The sequence below is a fragment of the Streptomyces oceani genome (assembly GCF_001751245.1).
In the GTDB taxonomy this organism is placed as follows: Bacteria; Actinomycetota; Actinomycetes; order Streptomycetales; family Streptomycetaceae; genus Streptomyces; species Streptomyces oceani.
In genome coordinates this window covers 8,515-27,974 of sequence record NZ_LJGU01000152.1, presented here as the reverse complement: position 1 = coordinate 27,974, position 19,460 = coordinate 8,515, and the positions used below count along the sequence as shown (strand labels likewise).

Annotated in this window: 7 protein-coding genes; all 7 read right to left on the bottom strand. The window is 73.1% G+C overall.

The window, feature by feature from the left end:
* Nucleotides 1–2: 2 nt before the first annotated feature.
* Nucleotides 3–1,169, bottom strand: a complete 1,167-nt coding sequence (locus AN216_RS23795; protein ID WP_070198772.1) for a beta-ketoacyl synthase N-terminal-like domain-containing protein — start codon at nt 1,167–1,169, stop codon at nt 3–5.
* Nucleotides 1,166–2,389, bottom strand: coding sequence for a beta-ketoacyl-[acyl-carrier-protein] synthase family protein (locus tag AN216_RS23790; RefSeq protein ID WP_070198771.1), 1,224 nt, complete (start codon nt 2,387–2,389; stop codon nt 1,166–1,168). The genes AN216_RS23795 and AN216_RS23790 overlap by 4 nt, the downstream gene beginning before the upstream one ends.
* Complete coding sequence (locus AN216_RS23785) at nt 2,386–2,640, bottom strand: acyl carrier protein (RefSeq protein ID WP_070198770.1); 255 nt, start codon at nt 2,638–2,640, stop codon at nt 2,386–2,388. Before AN216_RS23785 ends, AN216_RS23790 begins: the two co-directional genes overlap by 4 nt.
* A 144-nt stretch (nt 2,641–2,784) precedes the next feature.
* Entirely contained in the window at nt 2,785–2,991 is a 207-nt protein-coding gene (locus AN216_RS23780; RefSeq protein ID WP_070198769.1) for an MbtH family protein, read from the bottom strand.
* A gap of 96 nt (nt 2,992–3,087) precedes the next feature.
* Complete coding sequence (locus AN216_RS23775; RefSeq protein WP_170843209.1) at nt 3,088–10,293, bottom strand: amino acid adenylation domain-containing protein; 7,206 nt, start codon at nt 10,291–10,293, stop codon at nt 3,088–3,090.
* Complete coding sequence (locus AN216_RS23770; RefSeq protein WP_070198768.1) at nt 10,290–18,221, bottom strand: non-ribosomal peptide synthetase; 7,932 nt, start codon at nt 18,219–18,221, stop codon at nt 10,290–10,292. The genes AN216_RS23775 and AN216_RS23770 overlap by 4 nt, the downstream gene beginning before the upstream one ends.
* Nucleotides 18,218–19,222: a 2,3-diaminopropionate biosynthesis protein SbnA gene (sbnA, locus tag AN216_RS23765; protein WP_070198767.1), complete on the bottom strand. Its 1,005-nt coding sequence runs from the start codon at nt 19,220–19,222 to the stop codon at nt 18,218–18,220. Before sbnA ends, AN216_RS23770 begins: the two co-directional genes overlap by 4 nt.
* Nucleotides 19,223–19,460 lie beyond the last annotated feature (238 nt).

Genomic DNA, 19,460 nt, shown 5'->3' with positions numbered 1-19,460 from the left:
GGTTAACTCCCCCCGTCCTGGGCCAGCAGCCGTAGCACGGCGCTGGCGATCATGCCGTCCTCGTCCACGGAGGTGAGCACCGCGAACCGGTCCGCGGCCTCCGTGTCCTCCGCCGCCCGGGCGAGCAGCGTGGTGAGCTGGAAGACCCCGGAGACGGCGGCGGTGTCCCCCAGCAGTTCGTGCCCGCGCCCGCGCGCGGTAGCCGGCTCGCCGAAGAGTTCGGCGAGCAGCCGGCGTTCGTCCGCCCCGAGCGGCCCGGGCAGTTCCCCGGACGTGGCCGCCCACACCTGCTCGGGCGACACCTCGGCGTCTCCGAGCGCCTGGCTGACGCTCTCCCGCAGGGTGCTCGTCGGGTCGCCGCGCACGTCCGCCCGGATGTCGATGGCGAGCAGTTCGGCGAGTGGCGTACGGGCCGGATCCGCGCTGGCGTCCGGCACATCGGCGTCCGGTTCCCCGGTGGCCGGCTCCAGCAGCAGCACCGCGCAGCCCTCGCCGAGCCGGGGGTCCGGCTGGCCCTCGGCCGTGCGCCGGCTGTGCCGGTCGATCCAGGCACGGCTGCGGGAGTACTCCTCCACCGCGCCCACGAGGGCACGTTCGGTGCGTCCCGTCGCGAGCAGCCGGCGCGCGTAACCCAACGCCAGGATCCCGGACATCCGCCCGCCGGCCACCGTGGAGTTCGGCCCCTTCAGGTCGAACCGGATGGCGGTGGCCGCCGCCGGGCAGTTCATCAGCGTGTACGGCATCTGGCGGGTCGGCACGTCGTACGGCTTCTCCCCCTCGTACGACGCGCGCACGAAGTCGTGCTGGGACTGCGCGCTGCCGAGCGTCGTGCCCAACACCAGCGCGGTGCCCTCACCGGCCGGCACCGGACACCGCGCGGCCTCCGCCTCCGCGAACAGCTCCCGGACCGTCGTGATGGCCAGCCCCGTCACCCGGTCCATGCCGCGGGTGCCGGACTTGCCCAGCACCGCGCGTACGTCGAAGTCCGGCACCAGGCAGGCCCGTTCGTCCGGGCTCCGCCAGGTCTCCGGGTCCACCGGGGCGTCGGTGCGCTCGCCGGCCCGGACGCCGCCGGTGAACGCGGCGCGGCCGATGCCGTACGGCGACACGGCGGACCAGGCGGTGATGACCGGTCCCCGCGCCCGCTGAGCGGCTGGGGCGGTACTCATCGGCTTGCCTCCTCGTACCGGCCGAGTACGACGGAGGCGTTGTTGCCCCCGAAGGCCAGGCCGTTGTTCATGACCACCCGCAGCGGCGCCTCGACGGCTTCGTTGGGCACGCAGTCGATGCCGCATTCCGGGTCGGTCGTACGGTGGTTGACGGTGGGCGGGATGAAGCCGCGGGACAGCGCGATGGCGGAGGCCGCGGCCCCCAGCGCGCTGGCCGCGCCCATGGAGTGCCCGAGCATCGACTTCAGGGCCACCGTCGGCGGCGGCCCGTCCTCGAACAGCGCGCGGATGGCGCGGCTCTCGGTGATGTCGTTCGTCCGGGTGCCGGTACCGTGCGCCGACACCAGGTCCACGTCCGCCGGCTTGACCCCGGCGTCCGCCAGGGCGAGCGCCATACACCGGGTGACGCTCTCCTGGTCCGGTGCCGTGGGGTGGTGCGCGTCGCAGTTCAGGCCGTAGCCGAGGAGTTCCGCGTGGATGGTGGCGCCCCGGGCGAGCGCCGAGTCCAGCGTCTCCAACAGCAGTACGCCCGCTCCCTCCGCGGTGAGCAGGCCCTCCCGTTCGGCGTCGAACGGCCGGCACCGGTCCGAGGCGACCAGCCCGAGTCGGGAGAAGCCGGCGAAGGTGCGACGGGCCAGCGCGTCCGAACCGCCCACCAGCGCGTAGTCGACCTCGCCCGAGCTGACGGCGTCCAGCCCGTCGCCGATCGCGTAGTTGCCCGCCGCGCAGGCGGTGCCCAGTACGGAGGGCACCGCGCGCGCCAGGCCCAGCTCGCGTACGACCGACAGCGCCAGCCGGTGCGCGGGCAGCCGGCGTACGGCGGTGGGGTCCAGCCGCTCGGGACCGTCCGCGATCTCGGACTCGACGAGCTGGTCCAGCTCCCGGGCCTCGCCGTCGGTGGTGCCGACGGTGACCAGGCCCGGACGGTCCCGCAGCTGGGCGGGTTCCAGGCCGGCGTCCGCCATCGCCATCCGGGCGGCGGCGATGGAGAACTGGCTGGCCCGGCCCAGTTCCTCCAGCGGCGTGTGCCGCACCCAGCGCTCCGGCTCGAAGTCGGTGACCTCGCAGGCGATCTGCTGCCGGAAGTCGGTCGGGTCGAACAGCGTGATGGGGCCGGCGCCACAGCGCCCCTCGCGGAGCGCCGTGGTGAACTCGTCGACGCCGTTCCCGATGCTGGTCAGGACGCCGATGCCGGTCAGCACCACACGCTGGGCGCTCATCGGGCCTCGGCCCGGGACAGGACCTCCAGGACGGCCTCGAGGTTGACCATGTTGCTGAGTTCGTCCTGCTCGATGGTCACGCCGAAGGTCTTCTCCAGCGCGGAGAGCACCTCGATGGCGCCCAGCGAGTCCGCGTCGTAGTCCTCGATGAACCGGCCCGTCCGGGTCAGCTCCTCGTCCTCCAGCTCCAGGGACTCCACGAGGATCTCGCGGACCTTGGCCTCGGTGGCGTCGTCGATGGTGACAGGCATGTCTGGCTTCCTTCGGTTGGTGACTGGCGCGCCGCGGTCGGTCCGTGGTGCGCTTCCGCGGGACTTCCGCGGTGTTCCGGATGTGGTTCGTGGGCTGCTCACCCGCGGCCTGGACCAGCTCGGGCCGCCGCTCGATGTCGCGGGTCAGTGCCCGGCGTTGATCAGGCTGGCTGGGCGCAGGTCCGTCCAGTTCTGCTCGATGTAGGCCAGCGCGCTCGCCCGGTCGGTGTTGGCGAGCACGGTCGTCCAGCCGGCCGGCACCTCCGCGAAGACCGGCCACAGGCTGTGCTGGCCCTCGTGGTTGACCAGCACGTGGAAGGTGCCGTCCTCGTCGTCGAACGGGTTGCTCATGTGGTGTTCACCTCTTCTGTCCGGACGCGGTCGGTGCCGCGAGGTCTTCGTGCGGGAGGGAGGCTGGTACGTACGTATCCGAGCGTCGTCAGCCGGTCAGCGATCCAGCGCCGCCATCAGCACCGAGGCGATCCGTGGCACCGCGTCCGGGTTGAGCATCCCGTCGTGGTCCGCGTCCACTTCGTGCCGCATCACGCCGCCCTCCACGTGCTCCTTCCAGGCGGTCTCGTCCGGGGCGTCGGCGCCGACGCCCCGCGTGGCCGCGAAGAACAACATCTCGCCGCGGTAGCGCCCGGGCCGGTGTGCCTCGCCAAGACCGCTCAACCGCCGGATGACCGCCACCAGGTTGGCCAGCTGCTGGGCGCTCAGCTCGGCCAGCGGGTTCGCGCTCCGGGTGAGCAGGCTCAGTACGCTCTCGGCCGTCAGCTCCGGCATCCCGGTCGGGTCCAGCCCGCACCGCCGCAGGATCTCCGCGTACACCTCGGCGTCGCCGCGTACGGGCTCCGCGCCGGTCGCGGCGGCCGGGAAACCGTCGAGGTTCGCCAGCAGCGCCACCTGCTCGCCCGCCTCCTGCAGTTGGCGCGCCATCTCATGCGCGACCAGCGCCCCGAAGGACCACCCCAGCAGGTGATACGGGCCGCTGGGCTGGATGCGCAGCATCTCGGCGACGTACTCCGCCGCCATCTCCGGTACGGAGCCCGGCTGCCCCCCGGCCTCCAGGATGCCGCCGGCCTGGAAGGCGTGCACCGGCACGCTGTCCTCCAGGGCGCCCGCCAGCTCCATGAACGGCCAGCCGAGTCCGCCGCCTCCGTGCACGCAGAACAGCGGCGGCCGGCTGCCGCGCGGCCGGATCGGCAGCACCCGGGCGAACGCGTCCGCGTCCGGCGCGGCGCCCTGCTGGCTGCTGGCCACGGCGGCCAGGCCGGCCGCCGTACGGTGCACGAACACGTCCGCCGGGGTCACTCCCACGCCCCGCTCCCGTGCCCGGCCGACCAGCCGGATGGAGCGGATGGAGTCGCCGCCCAGCTCGAAGAAGTCGGCCTCCGCGCTGACCTGTTCGACCCCGAGCACGTCCGCGAACACCGCGCACAGGCTCTCCTCCAGCGGGGTGCGCGGGCCGCGCCCGCCGGTCGCGGACACTGGTTCGGGTGCCGGCAGCGCCTTGCGGTCCACCTTGGCGTTCGGCGTGAGCGGGAACTCCGGCAACTCGGTGAAGGTCGCCGGGATCATGTGCGCGGGCAGACCCAGCGCCAGGTGGGAGCGCAGGTCCCGGACGTCGATCCGGGCCTCGCCACGCGGCACCACGTACGCCGCCAGCGTCGGCGTGCCGGAGCCGTCCGTACGCACCGTCACCACCGCGCGGCCGACCTGCGGGTGGCTGAGCAGCGCGGCCTCGATCTCGCCCAGCTCGATACGGAAGCCGCTGACCTTCACCTGGTTGTCGCCCCGCCCGAGGTAGTCCAGCTGCCCCTCGGAGGTCCAGCGCACCAGGTCGCCGGTGCGGTACATCCGGGCGCCGGACTCCGAGGTGAACGGGTCGGCGACGAAGCGCTCGGCGGTCAACGTCAGGCGGTTGTGGTAGCCGAGGGTCACGGCGGCGCCGCCGATGTACAGCTCGCCGGTGACCCCGGGCGGCACCGGGCGCAGCCACTCGTCCAGGACGTACACCCGGTTGCCCGCCAGCGGCCGGCCGATCAGCGGGGTGCCGGAGCTGTCGATGTCCGCCGCGGTGGACCAGATGGTGGTCTCGGTGGGGCCGTACAGGTTCGTCAGCCGGCCGGTCACGCCCTGCACGGCCGCGGCCAGCGCGGGCGGAATCGCCTCGCCGCCGGTGAGCGCGTGCACGCCGTACAGCGCCTCCGGGTGCTCGTCGACCAGCGTGTGCCAGAGCGTCGGCGTCGCCTGGAGCACCGTCGCCCCGATGCTGAGCAGCAGTTCGGCCAGGGCGAGCGGGTCGCGTACGGTCTGGTGGCCGGCCAGCACCAGCGTGGAGCCGGCCAGCAGGGGAGCGAACAGCTCCAGGTTCGCGATGTCGAAGCCGAAGGTCGTCACGGACACGAAGCGGTCGTCCGCGTCCAGCTCCAGCATCCGGCCGACCTCGGTGAGGAAGTTGGTGAAGGAGCCCAACGGCACCACCACGCCCTTCGGACGGCCCGTCGAGCCCGAGGTGTAGATGACGTACGCGGGGTGGTCCGCGCCCGGCGTGCCCCCCGGGCGGTCGGCGGCGGTGAGGTCCGTGCTCGGCATCCGCTCCAGCGAGCGGCGTACCTCCGGCTCGTCCAGGCACAGCTGCGGGTGCGAGGCCATCTGCGGCAGCTCGCGCGCCACCCCGGTCTCGGTGAGGACAAGCACCGGGCCGGCGTCGTCCAGCATGTAGCCGATCCGGTCCGGCGGGTAGGTCGGGTCGATCGGCAGGTAGGCGGCACCGGACTTGAGCACGGCCAGCGCCGCGACCACCATCGACGCCGAGCGCGGCAGCGCGATCGCGACCAACGTGCCCGGACCCGCGCCGCGCGCGATGAGCGTGTGTGCCAGTCGGTTGCTGCGCTCGCCCAGCGCGCGGTACGTCAGCACGCCGTCGTCGCTGATCAGCGCGATGTGCGAGGGCGCGGCGGCGGTACGCGCCTCGATCCGCGCCGGCAGCGGCTCGGCGGCGGGATGCGCGGGCGCGCCGTTCCAGGCGCCGAGCAGCCGCTCGTACTCGCCCGGCAGCATCGGCGTCAGGGCGCCCAACCGCCGGTCCGGCGCCCGGGTGAGCGTGTCGAGCAGCTGGCAGAGCCGGTCGACCAGCCGCTGGGCGCTCTCCTGGGTGAACAGGTCGGCGCTGTACTCCAGTCGTCCGGTGAGGCCGCCCGGCGCGCCGTCCACCGGCTCCCGCTCGGCCAGCTCGAACGCGAGGTCGAAGCGGGCGCTGCCGGTGCGGGCCGAGTCGGCCCAGGCCCGCAGCCCGGCCAGTTCGAAGGTCGCCGCGTCGTTGTTCTGCAGCGCGAACATCACCTGGAAGAGCGGGTTCCGGGCCATCGAGCGGCTCGGCGCGAGCACGTCCACTAGCCGCTCGAACGGCACGTCCTGGTGCTCGAAGCCGGCCAGGTCGACCGTGCGCACCCGGTCCACCAGCTCCCGGAAGGTGGGGTCGCCGCTGACGTCGGCCCGTAGCACCAGGGTGTTGACAAACAGCCCGACCAGGTCGTTCAGCGCCTCGTCCGTACGCCCCGCGATCGGCGTGCCCAGCGGGATGTCGTCCTGCCCGCCGAGCTTCGCCAACAGCGCGCTGAGCGCCGCCTGGACGACCATGAAGAGGCTGGCCCCGCACTCCTGTGCCAGCTCGACCGCGCGCGCGTGACCTGCCGGGTCGACGCTGAACTCGACCGTGCCGCCGCGGTAGGACGGCATCGGAGGGCGGGGGAAGTCCGTCGGCAGCTGCAACTCCTCCGGCATGTTCGCCAGTGCCTGCCGCCAGTAGTCCAACTGCCGGCTGGCGGCGCTGCCCGGGTCCTCCTCCCGGCCGAGCAGTTGCCGCTGCCAGAGGGTGTAGTCGGCGTACTGGACCGGCAGTGGCTCGAGCACCGGCGGCGAGCCGGCCAGCCGCGCGGTGTAGGCGCGACTCAGGTCTCGGGCCATCGGCGCGTTCGACCAGCCGTCGGCGGCGATGTGGTGGATCACCGTGACCAGCACGTGTTCCGTCTCGGACAGCGCGAACAGCCGGGCCCGGAGCGGGAGCTCCACCGCGAGGTCGAAGCCCTGCCGGGCGAAGTCGGTGACCGCGCCGGTGACCTCCTCGGGCGTGACCTCCCGCACCGGCAGCTGGATCGCCGGGCTCTCCAGGATGCGCTGGTACGGCGTGCCGTCAGTCTCCGGGAAGACCGTGCGCAGCGTCTCGTGCCGCGCGACCACGTCGCCCAGTGCCGCGCCCAGCGCCGCCCGGTCCAGGGTGCCGTTGAGCCGCAGCACCCACGGCAGGTTGTAGGTGTCGGCCGGGCCCTCGAGCCGGTTGAGGAACCACATCCGCTGCTGGGCGTGCGAGAGCGGCACCAACTCCGGCCGCTCGGCCGGCGCGAGGGCCGGACGGGCTGGTGCCGTCCGAGTGAGCTGACCGGCCAGACCCTCCGGGGTGGGCGACTCGAAGATCGTACGCAGCGGCACCTCGGTGTCCAGCAGCGAACGGATGCGGCTGACCAGCCGGGTGGCGAGCAGCGACTGGCCGCCGAGCGCGAAGAAGTCCTCGTCGATGGACACCTCGTCCAGCTCCAGCACCTCGGCGAACGCCCGGCACAGCAGCCGCTCCCGGGTGTCCCGCGGCGCCCGGCCGCTGCCGGCGAGCGCCAACTCGGGCGCGGGCAGGGCCTTGCGGTCCACCTTGCCGTTCGCCGTCAGCGGCAGCGCGTCCAGCCATACGTACGCCGTCGGCACCATGTACTCCGGCAGCAGGGCGGACACCGTGGCCGAGGCGGCCTCCTGCTCGGCGTCGCCCACCAGGTAGCCGACCAGTCGCCCCTCGCCGCGGCCGTCCTTGGTGACGTCCACGGCGGCGTCGGTGACCCCGGGGGTGCCGCGCAGCGCCGCCTCGATCTCGCCCAGCTCGATCCGGTGCCCCCGGATCTTCACCTGGTGGTCCCGGCGCTCCAGGAACTCCAGGCGCCCGTCCGGGTGTTGCACCACCCGGTCGCCCGTCCGGTACATCCGGGCGCCCGGCTCCAGCGAGAACGGGTCGGCGATGAAGACGTGCGAGGTGCGCCGCGGGTCGCCCAGGTAGCCGCGGCCCACGCCGGTGCCGCCGACGTACAGCTCGCCCGGCACGCCGGCGGGCACTGGCTGCAGCCCGTCGCCCAGGACGTACAGGCCGGTGTTGCGTACGGACGTGCCGATCGGCGCGCGCACGGACACCAGCTCGCGGGCCGTACGGATCAGGGCGTGCGTGACGTCGTCCGAGCACTCCGTCGGTCCGTACGCGTTCACCAGCGGGATGTCGGGGAAGTAGCCGAACCAGCGCTGGCACAGCTCGGAGGGCAGCGACTCGCCGGTGACCACCAGCCGGCGCAGCCCGGTCAGCTCCGGTACGCGCGCGCCCTCGTCCCAGCTGTCCAGCGCCGCCCGCAGCAGCGAGGGCACCACCTCGAGCACGGTGATCCGCTCCGGGTCGACCAGGCCGAAGAGCTCGGCCGGGTCGGCCGCGATCTGCGGGGTCACCACCCGCAGCCGGCCGCCGCTCACCAGCGGGCAGATCATCTGCCACACCGAGATGTCGAAGGTCACCGGGGCGTTGTGCACCAGCCCGTCGGCCGCCGTCAGGTTCAGGTCCTCCACCTTGGCCAGCAGGTGGTTGATCATGCCTCGGCGGTGCACCATGGCGCCCTTGGGCTTGCCGGTGGAGCCGGAGGTGAAGATGACGTACGCCAGGTCGTCGTCCGCGCCGCGCGGCGGCGGCAGCGAGTCCAGCTCCTCCCGCCGGTCGTCCAGGGTGACCACCGGCGGCGCCGTGCCCGTCACCTCCCGCGCGCAGCGAGCGCCCAGTTCGGCGTGCGCCTCGTCGGCCAGTAGCAGGACCAGCCGCGCGTCCTCGGCCAGCCCGGTGATCCGGGCCTCCGGGGCGTGCGCGTCCAGCGGGACGTAGCCGGCGCCGGAACCCAGCACGCCCAGCACCGCGGTGACGAAGGGGGCGCCGGGCGCGGCCAGGACGCCGACCAGCGCGCCGGGACCGATGCCTCGCTCGGCCAGCGAACGGGACAACGCGCCGGCACGGCCCGCCAGCTCGGCGTAGCTCAGCTCCGTCTCCCCGTCCCATACGGCCTGCGCGTCCGGCATCCGCCGGGCCAGGTCGCGTACTCGCTGGACGACGTCGGTCAGCTCGTCCGGGAAGTTCGGCCCGGACGGCAGCGCGAGCACTTTCCGCTGTTCGCCCGGCAGCAGCGAGTCCAGCTGGGCGAACGGGCGGTCCGGCTCGGCGACGATCTTGTGCAGGGTGTGCACGAGCCGGTCCGCCACCGAGGCCGCCTGCTGGGCGGAGTAGCCGCTGGGGGCGTAGTGCACGTCCAGCCGCAGCCGTTCGCCGGGCAGCGCCATCAGGCTCAGCGGATAGTGCGTGGCGTCTTTGGCCTGTACCCCGGTGACCCGCAGGCCCGGGGCCGGGTCGGCCATGGCGTCCGGGTCCAGCGGGTAGTTCTCGAACACCAGCACCGTGTTGAAGAGTTCGCCGGACTGCGCGATCCGCTGGATCTCGTTCAGGCTCATGTGCTGATGCGGCAGCAGTTCCGTCTGCTGATCCTGCAGCTCGGTGAGGATCTGCCCGAACGACTTGCCGGGGTCCAGGTCGACGCGTACGGGCAGGGTGTTGATGAACAGCCCCACCATCGTCTCCACGCCCGGCAGCTCCGGCGGCCGGCCGGAGACCGTACCGCCGAAGACGACGTCGCGCTGGCCGGTGAGGTTCGCCAGCACCCGGGCCCAGGCGCCCTGCACGAGCGTGTTGAGGGTCAGCCCGCGCTCCCGCGCGAAGTCGCCCAGCCGGGTGGTGAAGTCCTCGGTCAGCTGCGCGACGTGCCGCTCCGGCAGCTCCGCCGCGCCGTCCTGCCCGCCGCCGGGCACCAGCGTCGGGCCGTCCAGCCCGTCCAGCGCGCGCCGCCAGCTCTCCTCGGCGCTCCTGGCGTCACGGCCCGCGAGATGCGTGAGGTAGTTCTTGTACGGCGTCACCCGCGGAAGTTGGTCGCCCCGCCCGCCGTAGAGCAGGAACAGCTCCTGCACGATGATCGGCATCGACCAGCCGTCGAACAGCATCTGGTGCGCTGTCAGAAGCATCCGGTGGCTGTCCTCGCCCGTACGCAGCAGCGCGAAGCGCAGCAGCGGCGGGCGGGCCACGTCGAAGGCCCGCACCCGCTCCTCGTCGGTGATCCGGGCGGCCTCCCGGTCCCGCTCGGCCGGCGTCAGCGCCCGCAGGTCCTCCCGCTTCCAGGGCACTTCGATGGCGTGCGGGACCAACTGCACCGGGTCGCCGTTGGAGCGGTAACGGAAGGCCGCGCGCAGGTTCGGGTGGCGGCGCAGCAGCGCGTCCGCCGCGGCCTCCAGCGCCGCGGCGTCCAGCGGGCCCTCCAGGTCGAGCACCAGCTGGATGGAGTAGACATCCAACTCCTGCTCGGTGTAGGTGGCGTGGAAGAGCAGCCCCTCCTGGAGCGGGGTGAGCGGCAGCACGTCACTGAGGTTGGACCGCTTGGCCTTGGCAGCGCTCGTCGAGGCCGCCGTCGCTGGTGTCGCTGGTGCGGCCGAGGCACCGGGGGCGGCGGGTGCGGCGGTGTTCAGCGGCGCGTTCACAGGGACCACTCATCCGTCCAGGTTTCGAACTCGTCGAGTTCCTCTTGGCTCAGCGTCAACAGCTCCACGTCCGAGGGCGTGTAGCCGCCCGCGTCCGGGTTCCGCGCGTGCGCGACCAGCACCTCCAGGGCGCGGAACCAGTTGTCCGCGATCGCCCGGGCGTCCGTCTCGGTCAGCAGCTGACCGGCCCAGGACCAGGTCGCCACCAGCCGGGTGCCCTCGGGGCGTTCCTCGGCGAGCGCGTTGACGTCCAGTACGTGCGGCAGCGGCATCTCGGCGTCCGCCCCGGCCGCGACCCCGGCGGACTCCGGCGCGGGCGTCCAGGCGTCGTGCTGGGCGGCCGGCAGCCGGCCCAGATAGTTGAAGCCGAGCTGGGGCGCGGCGGCGGGCGACAGCCCGGCGGAGTCCGGCGCGAGGTAGCGCAGCAGGCCGTAGCCGAGGCCGTGGTCGGGCAGCGAACGCAGCTGCTCCTTCACGGACTTCAGCAGCCGCCCCACCGCCTGGCCGCCGGCCCAGACCTCGTCCCAGTCCAGGCTGCCGATGTCCAGCCGGATCGGGCAGACCGTCGTGAACCAGCCGACCGTACGGCTGAGGTCGACGCCCTCGGCGAACTCCTCGCGCCCGTGGCCCTCCAGGTCCAGCAGCAGCGCGCTGCCGTCGTCCCCGCGCCGGTTGCGCCAGTCGGCGACGGCCAGCGCGAGGCCGGTGAGCAGCACGTCGTTGACCTCGGCGTGGAAGACGGACGGCACCTCGGTCAGCACCGCCCTGGTGGTGTCCGCGCCCAGCTCCAGCCGCAGCGAGCCGGCGGTGTGCGTACGGTCCCGTGCCGGGTCCAGCCGGCGGCTGCCCAGCAGGCTGTCCGGGGTGTCCAAGACCTCGTGCCACAGCGGGATCTCCGCCGTGCGCTGCACCGACCGGGCCTCCTCGACGAGCAGCCCGGCCCAGTGCCGCAACGAGGTGCCGACCGGCTCCAGCGCTGGGCGCTGACCGGCGCGCACGGCGTCGTACGCGGCGTTCAGGTCCGGCAGCAGGATGCGCCAGGACACGCCGTCCACCGCGAGGTGGTGCAGCGTCAGGAGCAGCCGGCCGGGCGCCGACGGGCCCGCGTCGAACCACACCGCGCGCAGCATCACGCCCTCGCGCGGCGCCAGTTCCCGCCGCGCGACGTCCGCCTCCGCGACGACCTGGGCGGTAACCGCCTCCGCCGAGGAGGTGTCCAGGTTCGTACGGCGCAGCAGCCGCGCCGCCTGCACACCGCCGGGCTCGGACACCCGCAGCGCCCACTGGTCGGCCGAGTCGGCGAGCCGCAGTCGCAGCGCGTCGTGCTGGTCGATGAGGGCCTGTAGCGCGGCACCGAGCAGTTGCTGGGTGGCGCCGGCCGGGGTGTGCACGACCACGGCCTGGTGGAAGCCCTCCATCGGCCCGCCGAGCTGCCGCAGCCAGTGCACGATGGGCGTGAGCGGCAGCTCGCCGACGCCGTCGTCCGTGCCGAGCACCACCTGTTCGGTGGCCGGTTGTGCCACGGCGGCCAGCGCGGCGGGCGTACGGTGCGTGAACACGTCCTGGGCGGTGAGCAGCAGGTCCGCCTTACGGGCCCGGCTGACCAGCTGGATGGAGATGATCGAATCGCCGCCCAGGTCGAAGAAGCTGTCGTCGGCGCCGACCTGCTCCAGGCCCAGCACCTCGGCGAAGGCCGCGCAGAGCGTCTCCTCCAGCGAGGTGGTCGGCGCCCGGCCGCTCGCGGAGGCGCCGTACTCCGGCTCCGGCAGAGCCCGGCGGTCCAGCTTGCCGTTGCCGGTCAGCGGCAGCTCCGGCATCGGCACGAGCGCCGCCGGGACCATGTAGTCCGGCAGCGCGGCGGCCAGCCGGGCGCGTACGGCCGAGGTGTCCAGCTCCGGTACGCCCACCGGTTCGGGGCCGGTGGTTGGCCCAGCGGCCGTCCCGGGGCCGGAGTTCGGCACCGCGTAGCCCACCAGCCGGCGGTCACCGGGCCGGTCCTCCCGCACGATGACCGCGGCCTGCGCGATCAGCGGGTCGGCCAGCAGCGCGGTCTCGATCTCGCCCAACTCGATCCGGAAGCCGCGCAGTTTGACCTGGTCGTCGGCCCGGGCGACGTAGTCCAGACGGCCGTCCGGACGCCACCGCACGACGTCTCCGGTGCGGTACATCCGGTCGCCCGGCTCGCCGTACGGGTCGGCGGTGAACCGGCCCGCGGTCAACCCGGGGCGGTTGAGATAGCCCAGGGCCAGGCCGGCGCCGCTGATGTACAGCTCGCCGGTGACCCCCACCGGCACCGGACGCAGCGCGTCGTCCAGCACCCGCACCCGGGTGCCGGCGAGCGGGCGGCCCACCGGGGGCTTCACCGCTCCTTGCAGCGGATCGCTGATGGTGGCGCACACGGTCGTCTCGGTCGGTCCGTACGCGTTCAGCATCCGACGCCCCGGCGACCAGCGGCCGACGAGCTCCGGCGGGCACGCCTCGCCCGCGGTGATCACGGTGAGTCCGTCCGGCATCGCCCGGTCCTCCGGCCAGGCGGAGAGCACCGTCGGCGGCAGACAGACCACGTCGATCCGGGAGTCGGCGATCAACCGCGCCAGCGGCTCGCCGGGCGAGCGCTGCTCGTCGCTGGCGAGTACGAGCACCGCGCCGGCCAGCAGCGTGGAGATGATCTCCCAGGCCGCCGCGTCGAAGCTGAGCGAGGCGAACTGGAGCACCCGGCTGTTCTCGTGCACCCCGAACAGCTCGTGCTGCGCGCACAGCACCGAGACCGAGGCGTGCGGCACGGCCACGCCCTTGGGGAGTCCGGACGACCCCGAGGTGTAGATGACGTACGCCGCGTCCATCGGCCGCAGCGGACGGGTGCGCTGGCGGTCGGTGGGGTTGCGCCGGGAGCGGCCGGACAGGTCGTGGTGGGTGCGCCGGCTGTTCAGCAGGATCGGCGCGGGCAGGTCGGCGTACCCGGGATCGTTCGGGTTGGGCAGCGCGGTCAGTTGGCCGGAGGCGCTGATGATCGCCGCGGGACGGGAGTCGGACAGCATGTGCGCGATCCGGTCCCGCGGATAGCCGGGGTCGACGGGCAGGTAGGCGGCCCCGGACTTCAGCACGGCCAGTACGGCGGTCACGGTGGCCGCCGAGCGTGGCAGCACCAGCGCCACGGTGTCGCCTGGTCCGACGCCGCGCGCCATCAGGAGGTGCGCCAGCCGGTTCGCCTGCTCGTTCAGGGCGCCGAAGGAGACCGTGTGACCCGCGGACTCCAGGGCCGGCCGGCGTGGTTCGGCAGCGACCCGGGCGGCGAACAGGTCCGGGAGCACGGTCGGGGGCGCCGCCCGGCCGCCTTCGCCCCAGCCGTACAGCAGTTGCTCGTACTCCCCGGGCAGCATCGCGTCGAAGGCGCTGAGCCGACTGTCCGGCCGCGCGGTGAGCTTGCCCAGCAGACAGACGAGCCGGTTCGCGAGCGCGGTCGCGCCGGTCTCGGAGAAGAGGTCCGCGCTGTACTCCAGCTTGCCCTGGACGCCCGCCGGGGAGCCGTCCGGCGCGCGCTGCTCGGTGAGTTCGAAGGCCAGGTCGAAGCGGGCGGTGCCGGTGGGCACCTCGTGCACGGTGGTGGTCAGGCCGGGCAGCCCGAAGTCCGCCGGGGCGTTGTTCTGGAAGGCCAGCATCACCTGGAAGAGCGGTTGGCGGGAGGTCGAGCGGCTCGGGCTGAGCACGTCCACGACGCTCTCGAACGGCACGTCCTGGTTCGCGAACGCCGACAGGTCGGTGTCCCGCGCCCGCCCCAGCAACTCCCGGAACGTCGGGTCCCCGGACAGGTCATTGCGCAGCACCATGGTGTTCACGAAGAAGCCGACCAACTCCTCCAGCGCGGTGTCCGTACGTCCCGCGACCGGGGTGCCGAGCGGGATGTCCGTGGCGTCGCTCAGCTTTCCCAGCAGGGTGGCCAGCGCGGCCTGCAGCACCATGAACGGGCTCGCGCCCATCGCCGTGGCCAGCTCGCTGACGGCGCGGTGCAGCCCCGCGTCGACGCCGAAGGAGACCAGACCGCCCTGGTACGAGTTCACGGCCGGTCGCGGATAGTCCGTCGGTAGCTCCAGCTCCTCAGGCATTCCGGTGAGTTCGTGCCGCCAGAAGTCGACCTGTTGGGCGGCCAGCGGGCTGCCGCCCTCGATGTCGTCGCCGAGCAGCTCCCGCTGGTGCAGCGTGTAGTCGGCGTACTGCACCGGCAGCGGTTCCCAGCCCGGGGCCGTGCCCTGCAGCCGCGCGGCGTAGGCGGTACTGAGGTCCTGCGCCAGCGGCAGCACCGACCAGCCGTCGCCCGCGATGTGGTGCAGCACCACCAGCAGCACGTGGTCCTGCTCGGACAGTTCGAACAGTTCAGCCCGCAGCGGCAGCTCGTCCGCCAGCCGGAACGGCCGCCGGGCCCGCTCGGCCATCGCCTCGGTCAGCTCGGCCTCGCTGGCCACCGGGCTCACCGGCAGCTCCGGCCGGGCCGTGGTGGGGCTCAGGACCAGCTGCACCGCACGGCCGTCCGTCTCCGGGAAGACCGTACGCAGCGCCTCGTGCCGGCCAACGACGTCCGCCAGCGCCTCCGCGAGCGCGCTCCGGTCCAGCCGGCCGCTCAACCGCAGGGCGCGCGGCAGGTGATAGGTGGCGCTGCCCTCCTCCAGGTGACTGAGCACCCAGAGCCGCTGCTGACCGTTCGACAGCGGCAGCCGCTCGGGGCGTACGGCCCGGGTGAGCGCCGGTCGGGCCTCCGCGGCGTCGCCGAGCAGCGCGGCCAGGCCGGCCACGGTCGGGGTCTCGAAGAGGGTTTTGACCGGCAGCTCCACCCCGCGCAGCACCCGCAGCCGGCTGATCACCCTGGTCGCCAGGAGCGAGTGGCCGCCCAGGTCGAAGAAGTTGTCCTCGGCCGAGACGGCGTCCAGGCCCAGCACCTCGGCGAACAGCTCGCAGAGCATCCGCTCCTGCGGATTGCGGGGCGGGCGGCCGCCGGTGGCGGAGGCGAAGTCGGGTGCCGGCAGCGCCTTGCGATCCACCTTGCCGTTGCTGGTCAGCGGCAGGGCGTCGAGCACGACGAAGGCCGCCGGGACCATGTAGTCCGGCAGCGTGGCCGCCAGCGCGGCCTTCACCTCGGGCACCGGCGCGCCACCCGCGAGATAGCCCACCAGCACGGAGGTGCCACGCTTGTCCTTCGCGACGTTCACCACCGAGTCGGTCACGCCCGGCACGGAGCGCAGCGCCGCCTCGACCTCGCCCAGCTCGATCCGATGCCCGCGGATCTTGATCTGGTGATCGACCCGCTCCAGGAACTCCAGCTGCCCGTCCGGCCGATGCACCACCCGGTCGCCGGTGCGGTACATCCGGGCGCCCGGAGTCGCGGTGAACGGATCGGGCAGGAAGGTGAAGGCGGTCTTGCACGCGTCCCCGATGTAGCCCCGGCCCACCCCGACCCCGCCGACGTACAGCTCGCCCGGCATCCCGCTGGGCACCGGGCGCAGGCCGTCGCCCAGGACGTACAGTCTGGTGTTGCGCACCGGGGCGCCCACCGGGGTGCGCGCGGAGGTCAGCTCCTGGCCGGTGCGGATGTAGGCGTGCGTGACGTCGTCCGAGCACTCCGTGGGGCCGTACGCGTTGACCAGCGGGATGCTCGGGTAGAGCGCGAGCCAGCGGTGGCACAGGTCGGCCGGCAGCGCCTCGCCGGTGACCACCAGCCGGCGTAGCGGCTGTAGTACGGGCCGGGGCGCGCCGGCCTCCCACTCGTCCAGCGCGATGCGCAGCAGGGACGGCACGACCTCCAGGATGGTGATGCGCTCGGCGTCCACCAGGGCGAACAGCCCCTGCGGGTCGCCGGCCAGCTCCGTGGAGACGACCCGGGTGGTGCCGCCGGTCACCAGCGCCGAGAGCATCTGCCAGACCGAGATGTCGAAGGTCACCGGCGCGTTGTGCACGACGCTGTCCCGCTTGGTCAGCCGCAGGTCCTCCACCTTGGACAGCAGGTGGTTGACCATGCCCCGCCGGTGCACCATCGCGCCCTTGGGCTTGCCGGTGGAGCCGGAGGTGAAGATGACGTACGCCAGGTCGTCGTCCGCGGCGGGTGTGCCGCCGGCCGGCGACGGCGTGGCGTTGTGCGGCAGGGACAGGGTGAGGCTGGAGTCCTCCGTCAGCGGCGGGCGGTGGGATATGGAGCCGGGCGGCCCGTCCAGCTCGATCAGCGTCCGCCGGCCGGGGGCCTCGGCGAGCACGCCCCGGGCGTACTCCTCCGCGCTGTCCCCCACGAGCAGGACCCGGGCCCCGCTGTCCGCGAGCAGCCCCGCACCCCGCGCCACCGGCGCGCGTACGTCCAGCGGCACCCAGGCGGCGCCCGCGCCCAACACCGCCAGCACCGCGGTGACATAGCTGGCCCCGGGCAGCGCCGCGATCGCCACCAGCGAGTTGGCGCCGACGCCCTCCGCGGCCAACCGGTGCGACAGCATGCCCGAGCGCGCCACCAGCGCGGCGTACGTCAGCTGCTCCACGCCGTCGTTGACCGCGATGACGTCCGGGTTCCGACCGGCCAGTTGGCGCACCCGGCTGACCACGTCGTCGAAGAAGTAGCCGTTGGTGCTGCCGGCGCCGATGTCCAGCACCGCGTCCCGCTCCACCGGGCGTAGCGCGTCGAGCCGGCCGAGGGGCGCCTCGTCGGCCGACGAGGCGAACTCGTCCAGGTAGCTCAGCAGTCGACCGTGCAGCTCGGCCAGTTCCTGCTCGGTGTAGAGGCTCGGATGGGCGTCGATCCGGATGGTCCAGCCCTCGCCGGGCGCGTCCAGATAGATGATCTGCAGGTCCGGCACCGGGCCGGTGGACAGGTTGTGCAACTGGCCCTGGCAGGTGCCGAAGTCCAGGTCCGCGCCGGACTCCAGGACGTTGACGGTGGGGCCGTACGATCCGGCGTCGCCGGTGAAGCCGAGTTCCCGACGCAGCTGGTCGCCCCGGTAGTCCTGGTGTCGCATGGTGCCGCGTACCACCGAGGCGGCCTGACCCAGGAGTTCGGCGCGGGTGGTGCCGGGCGGTAGGTGCAGCGGCATCGGCAGGAAGTTCGCCCGCATGCCCGGTACCTTCTTGGCGGCGGCCGTACGCCGGGCCGGCACGGGCATGGTGAGTAGCACGTCGCTCTCGCCGGTCAGTTGGCGGAGGCAGCCGGCGGTGGCCGCGATCAGCAGCGTCGGCCAGGTGACCCGCGCCTCCCAGGCCATGGCACGCAGCCGCTCCGCCGTGCCCGCCGCGAGCGGCGCGCTGAACCGCAGGGTGTGCCGCGCGGGTCCGGGGAGCCGCTGGGACAGCCGGGTCGGCTGCGGGGTCTCCGGGAAGCGTTCCGACCAGAAGCGGGCGTCCTTCCGGCAGCGGTCGGAGGCGGCGTACTCCGCCTCCTCCTCGATCAGGGAGCGGAGTTCGGGCAGCGGCTCGCTGTCCCGGCCGGCGTACAGGTCGGCCAGCCGGGAGTAGAAGAGCGAGCGGCTGAAGCCGTCCATCAGGATGTGGTTCGCCCGGATGAACAACCGGCCGTGCGTGGCGTCGAGCAGGTGCAGTTCCGCGGCGTACGCCTCCTCGTCCAGCGAGGAGGGACGCCGCAGGTCCGCACGCATGCTCTCGGCGGAGGCCGCCGCCGGGTCCTGGTAGCCGCTGAAGTCCCACACCCGAAGCCGCTGTCCGGTGCCGGGATGGATGGTCTGTACGGGCTCTCCCGCGCGCTCCGTGAAGCGCGCGCGCAGGCACTGGGTCTCCGCGAGCACGCAGTGCCAGGCCCACTCGAGGCGGACCTGGTCCACCGACCCGGTCAGGTCGATGTGGTCGGCCATGGTGAAGGCCGGGTTTCCCGGGTCGAGTTGCTGCGCGAACCACATCTCCCGCTGGGCACTCGAGAGCGGCAGCTCGATCGGGGAAGTCTCACTCATGGTTCACGCACTCCAGAGGTGACAGTGTCCGGTGGCAGGCCCAACTCGGGCTCGTCGAGCCCGTAGACCTCCCGCACCCATTCGGGTCGGTAGACAGTGTCCAGGTAGCGGTCCCCGAGGTCGGGCGAGATCGCGACGGCGGTGACGTCCTCACCGGGGCGGTGTCGGTCCAACCACTCGAGCGCACCCCGTACGACGGTGCCGGTGGAGCCCCCGAACAGGAACCCCCCGCGGGCCAGGGCGTGGCAGGTGCGGATGGTGTCCGGCTCGGAGACCAGCACGAGATCGTCCAGGTAGGACTCGTCGAACAGCGCGGGGCGCACCCCGGCGCCGAGGCCCGGGATCGACCGCGGGCCCGGTTCGGAGCCGAAGGTCACCGACCCCTCGCTGTCGATGCCCACCACGGTCACCCCGGAGCCGGGCTGGTCCTTGAAGTAGCGGGCACAACCCATGAGAGTCCCGGTGGTGCCGGCTCCGACGAAGAGGTACTCGAGCGCCGGGAACTGCTTCTCTATGGCGGGTGCGGTGGTGCGGTAGTGCGCCCGCCAGTTGTCCGGATTGGCGTGCTGGTTGAGCCATACGTAGCTCGGGTCGCCGTCGCACAGCGCACGGACGTAGTCCAGCCGGGCGCCCAGGAAGCCGCTGGTCGGCGAGGGCTCGGTGATGACGTGCACCTCGCTGCCGAGGGACTCGATCACCTGCCGGGTGGACGGGTTCGTACGCGAGTCGACCACGCACACGAAGCGGTAGCCCTTGTTGGCGGCGATCAGGCCCAGCGCCATGCCGAGGTTTCCGGAGGACGACTCGACGATGGTCGAGCCCGGTCGCAACTGCCCGCTCAGCTCGGCCGCCGCCACCATGGAGGCGGCGGCCTTGAGCTTCACCGAGCCGGCGAAGTTGAAGCCCTCGCACTTGAGGTAGAGCGGATATCCGTACAGCTCCCGCAGGTCGACGAAGAGGTCTTCCTCGTTGAACTCCTGCGGCGTCGTGATGACAGGCACGAGCCGATTCCCCCACTCGGTGTTGTGTCCGTGCTGGATCAGGGCCGAGGCTCGCGGCGGCGCGCCCGCGGCCTTCGGTGCTGCCGTACGGCGGCACGCCGGCTCTTCCCTACTCCCAACCGACCGCCGCCTCCGTGGCGGTGGTCGTCGGTGCGTGGACCCGGCGGGCGGTGCCGGCGGCCGAAGGCTTCCCCCAGAAGCCCAGGGACACGTGGGAAACGGCGCGGTATTGAGTAGA

What these genes read in the sequence shown, in the direction of transcription:
- AN216_RS23795 (WP_070198772.1), bottom strand. Translation starts at nt 1,169, where the DNA reads ATGAGTACCGCCCCAGCCGCTCAGCGGGCGCGGGGACCGGTCATCACC.
- AN216_RS23790 (WP_070198771.1), bottom strand. Translation starts at nt 2,389, where the DNA reads ATGAGCGCCCAGCGTGTGGTGCTGACCGGCATCGGCGTCCTGACCAGC.
- AN216_RS23785 (WP_070198770.1), bottom strand. Translation starts at nt 2,640, where the DNA reads ATGCCTGTCACCATCGACGACGCCACCGAGGCCAAGGTCCGCGAGATC.
- AN216_RS23780 (WP_070198769.1), bottom strand. Translation starts at nt 2,991, where the DNA reads ATGAGCAACCCGTTCGACGACGAGGACGGCACCTTCCACGTGCTGGTC.
- AN216_RS23770 (WP_070198768.1), bottom strand. Translation starts at nt 18,221, where the DNA reads ATGAGTGAGACTTCCCCGATCGAGCTGCCGCTCTCGAGTGCCCAGCGG.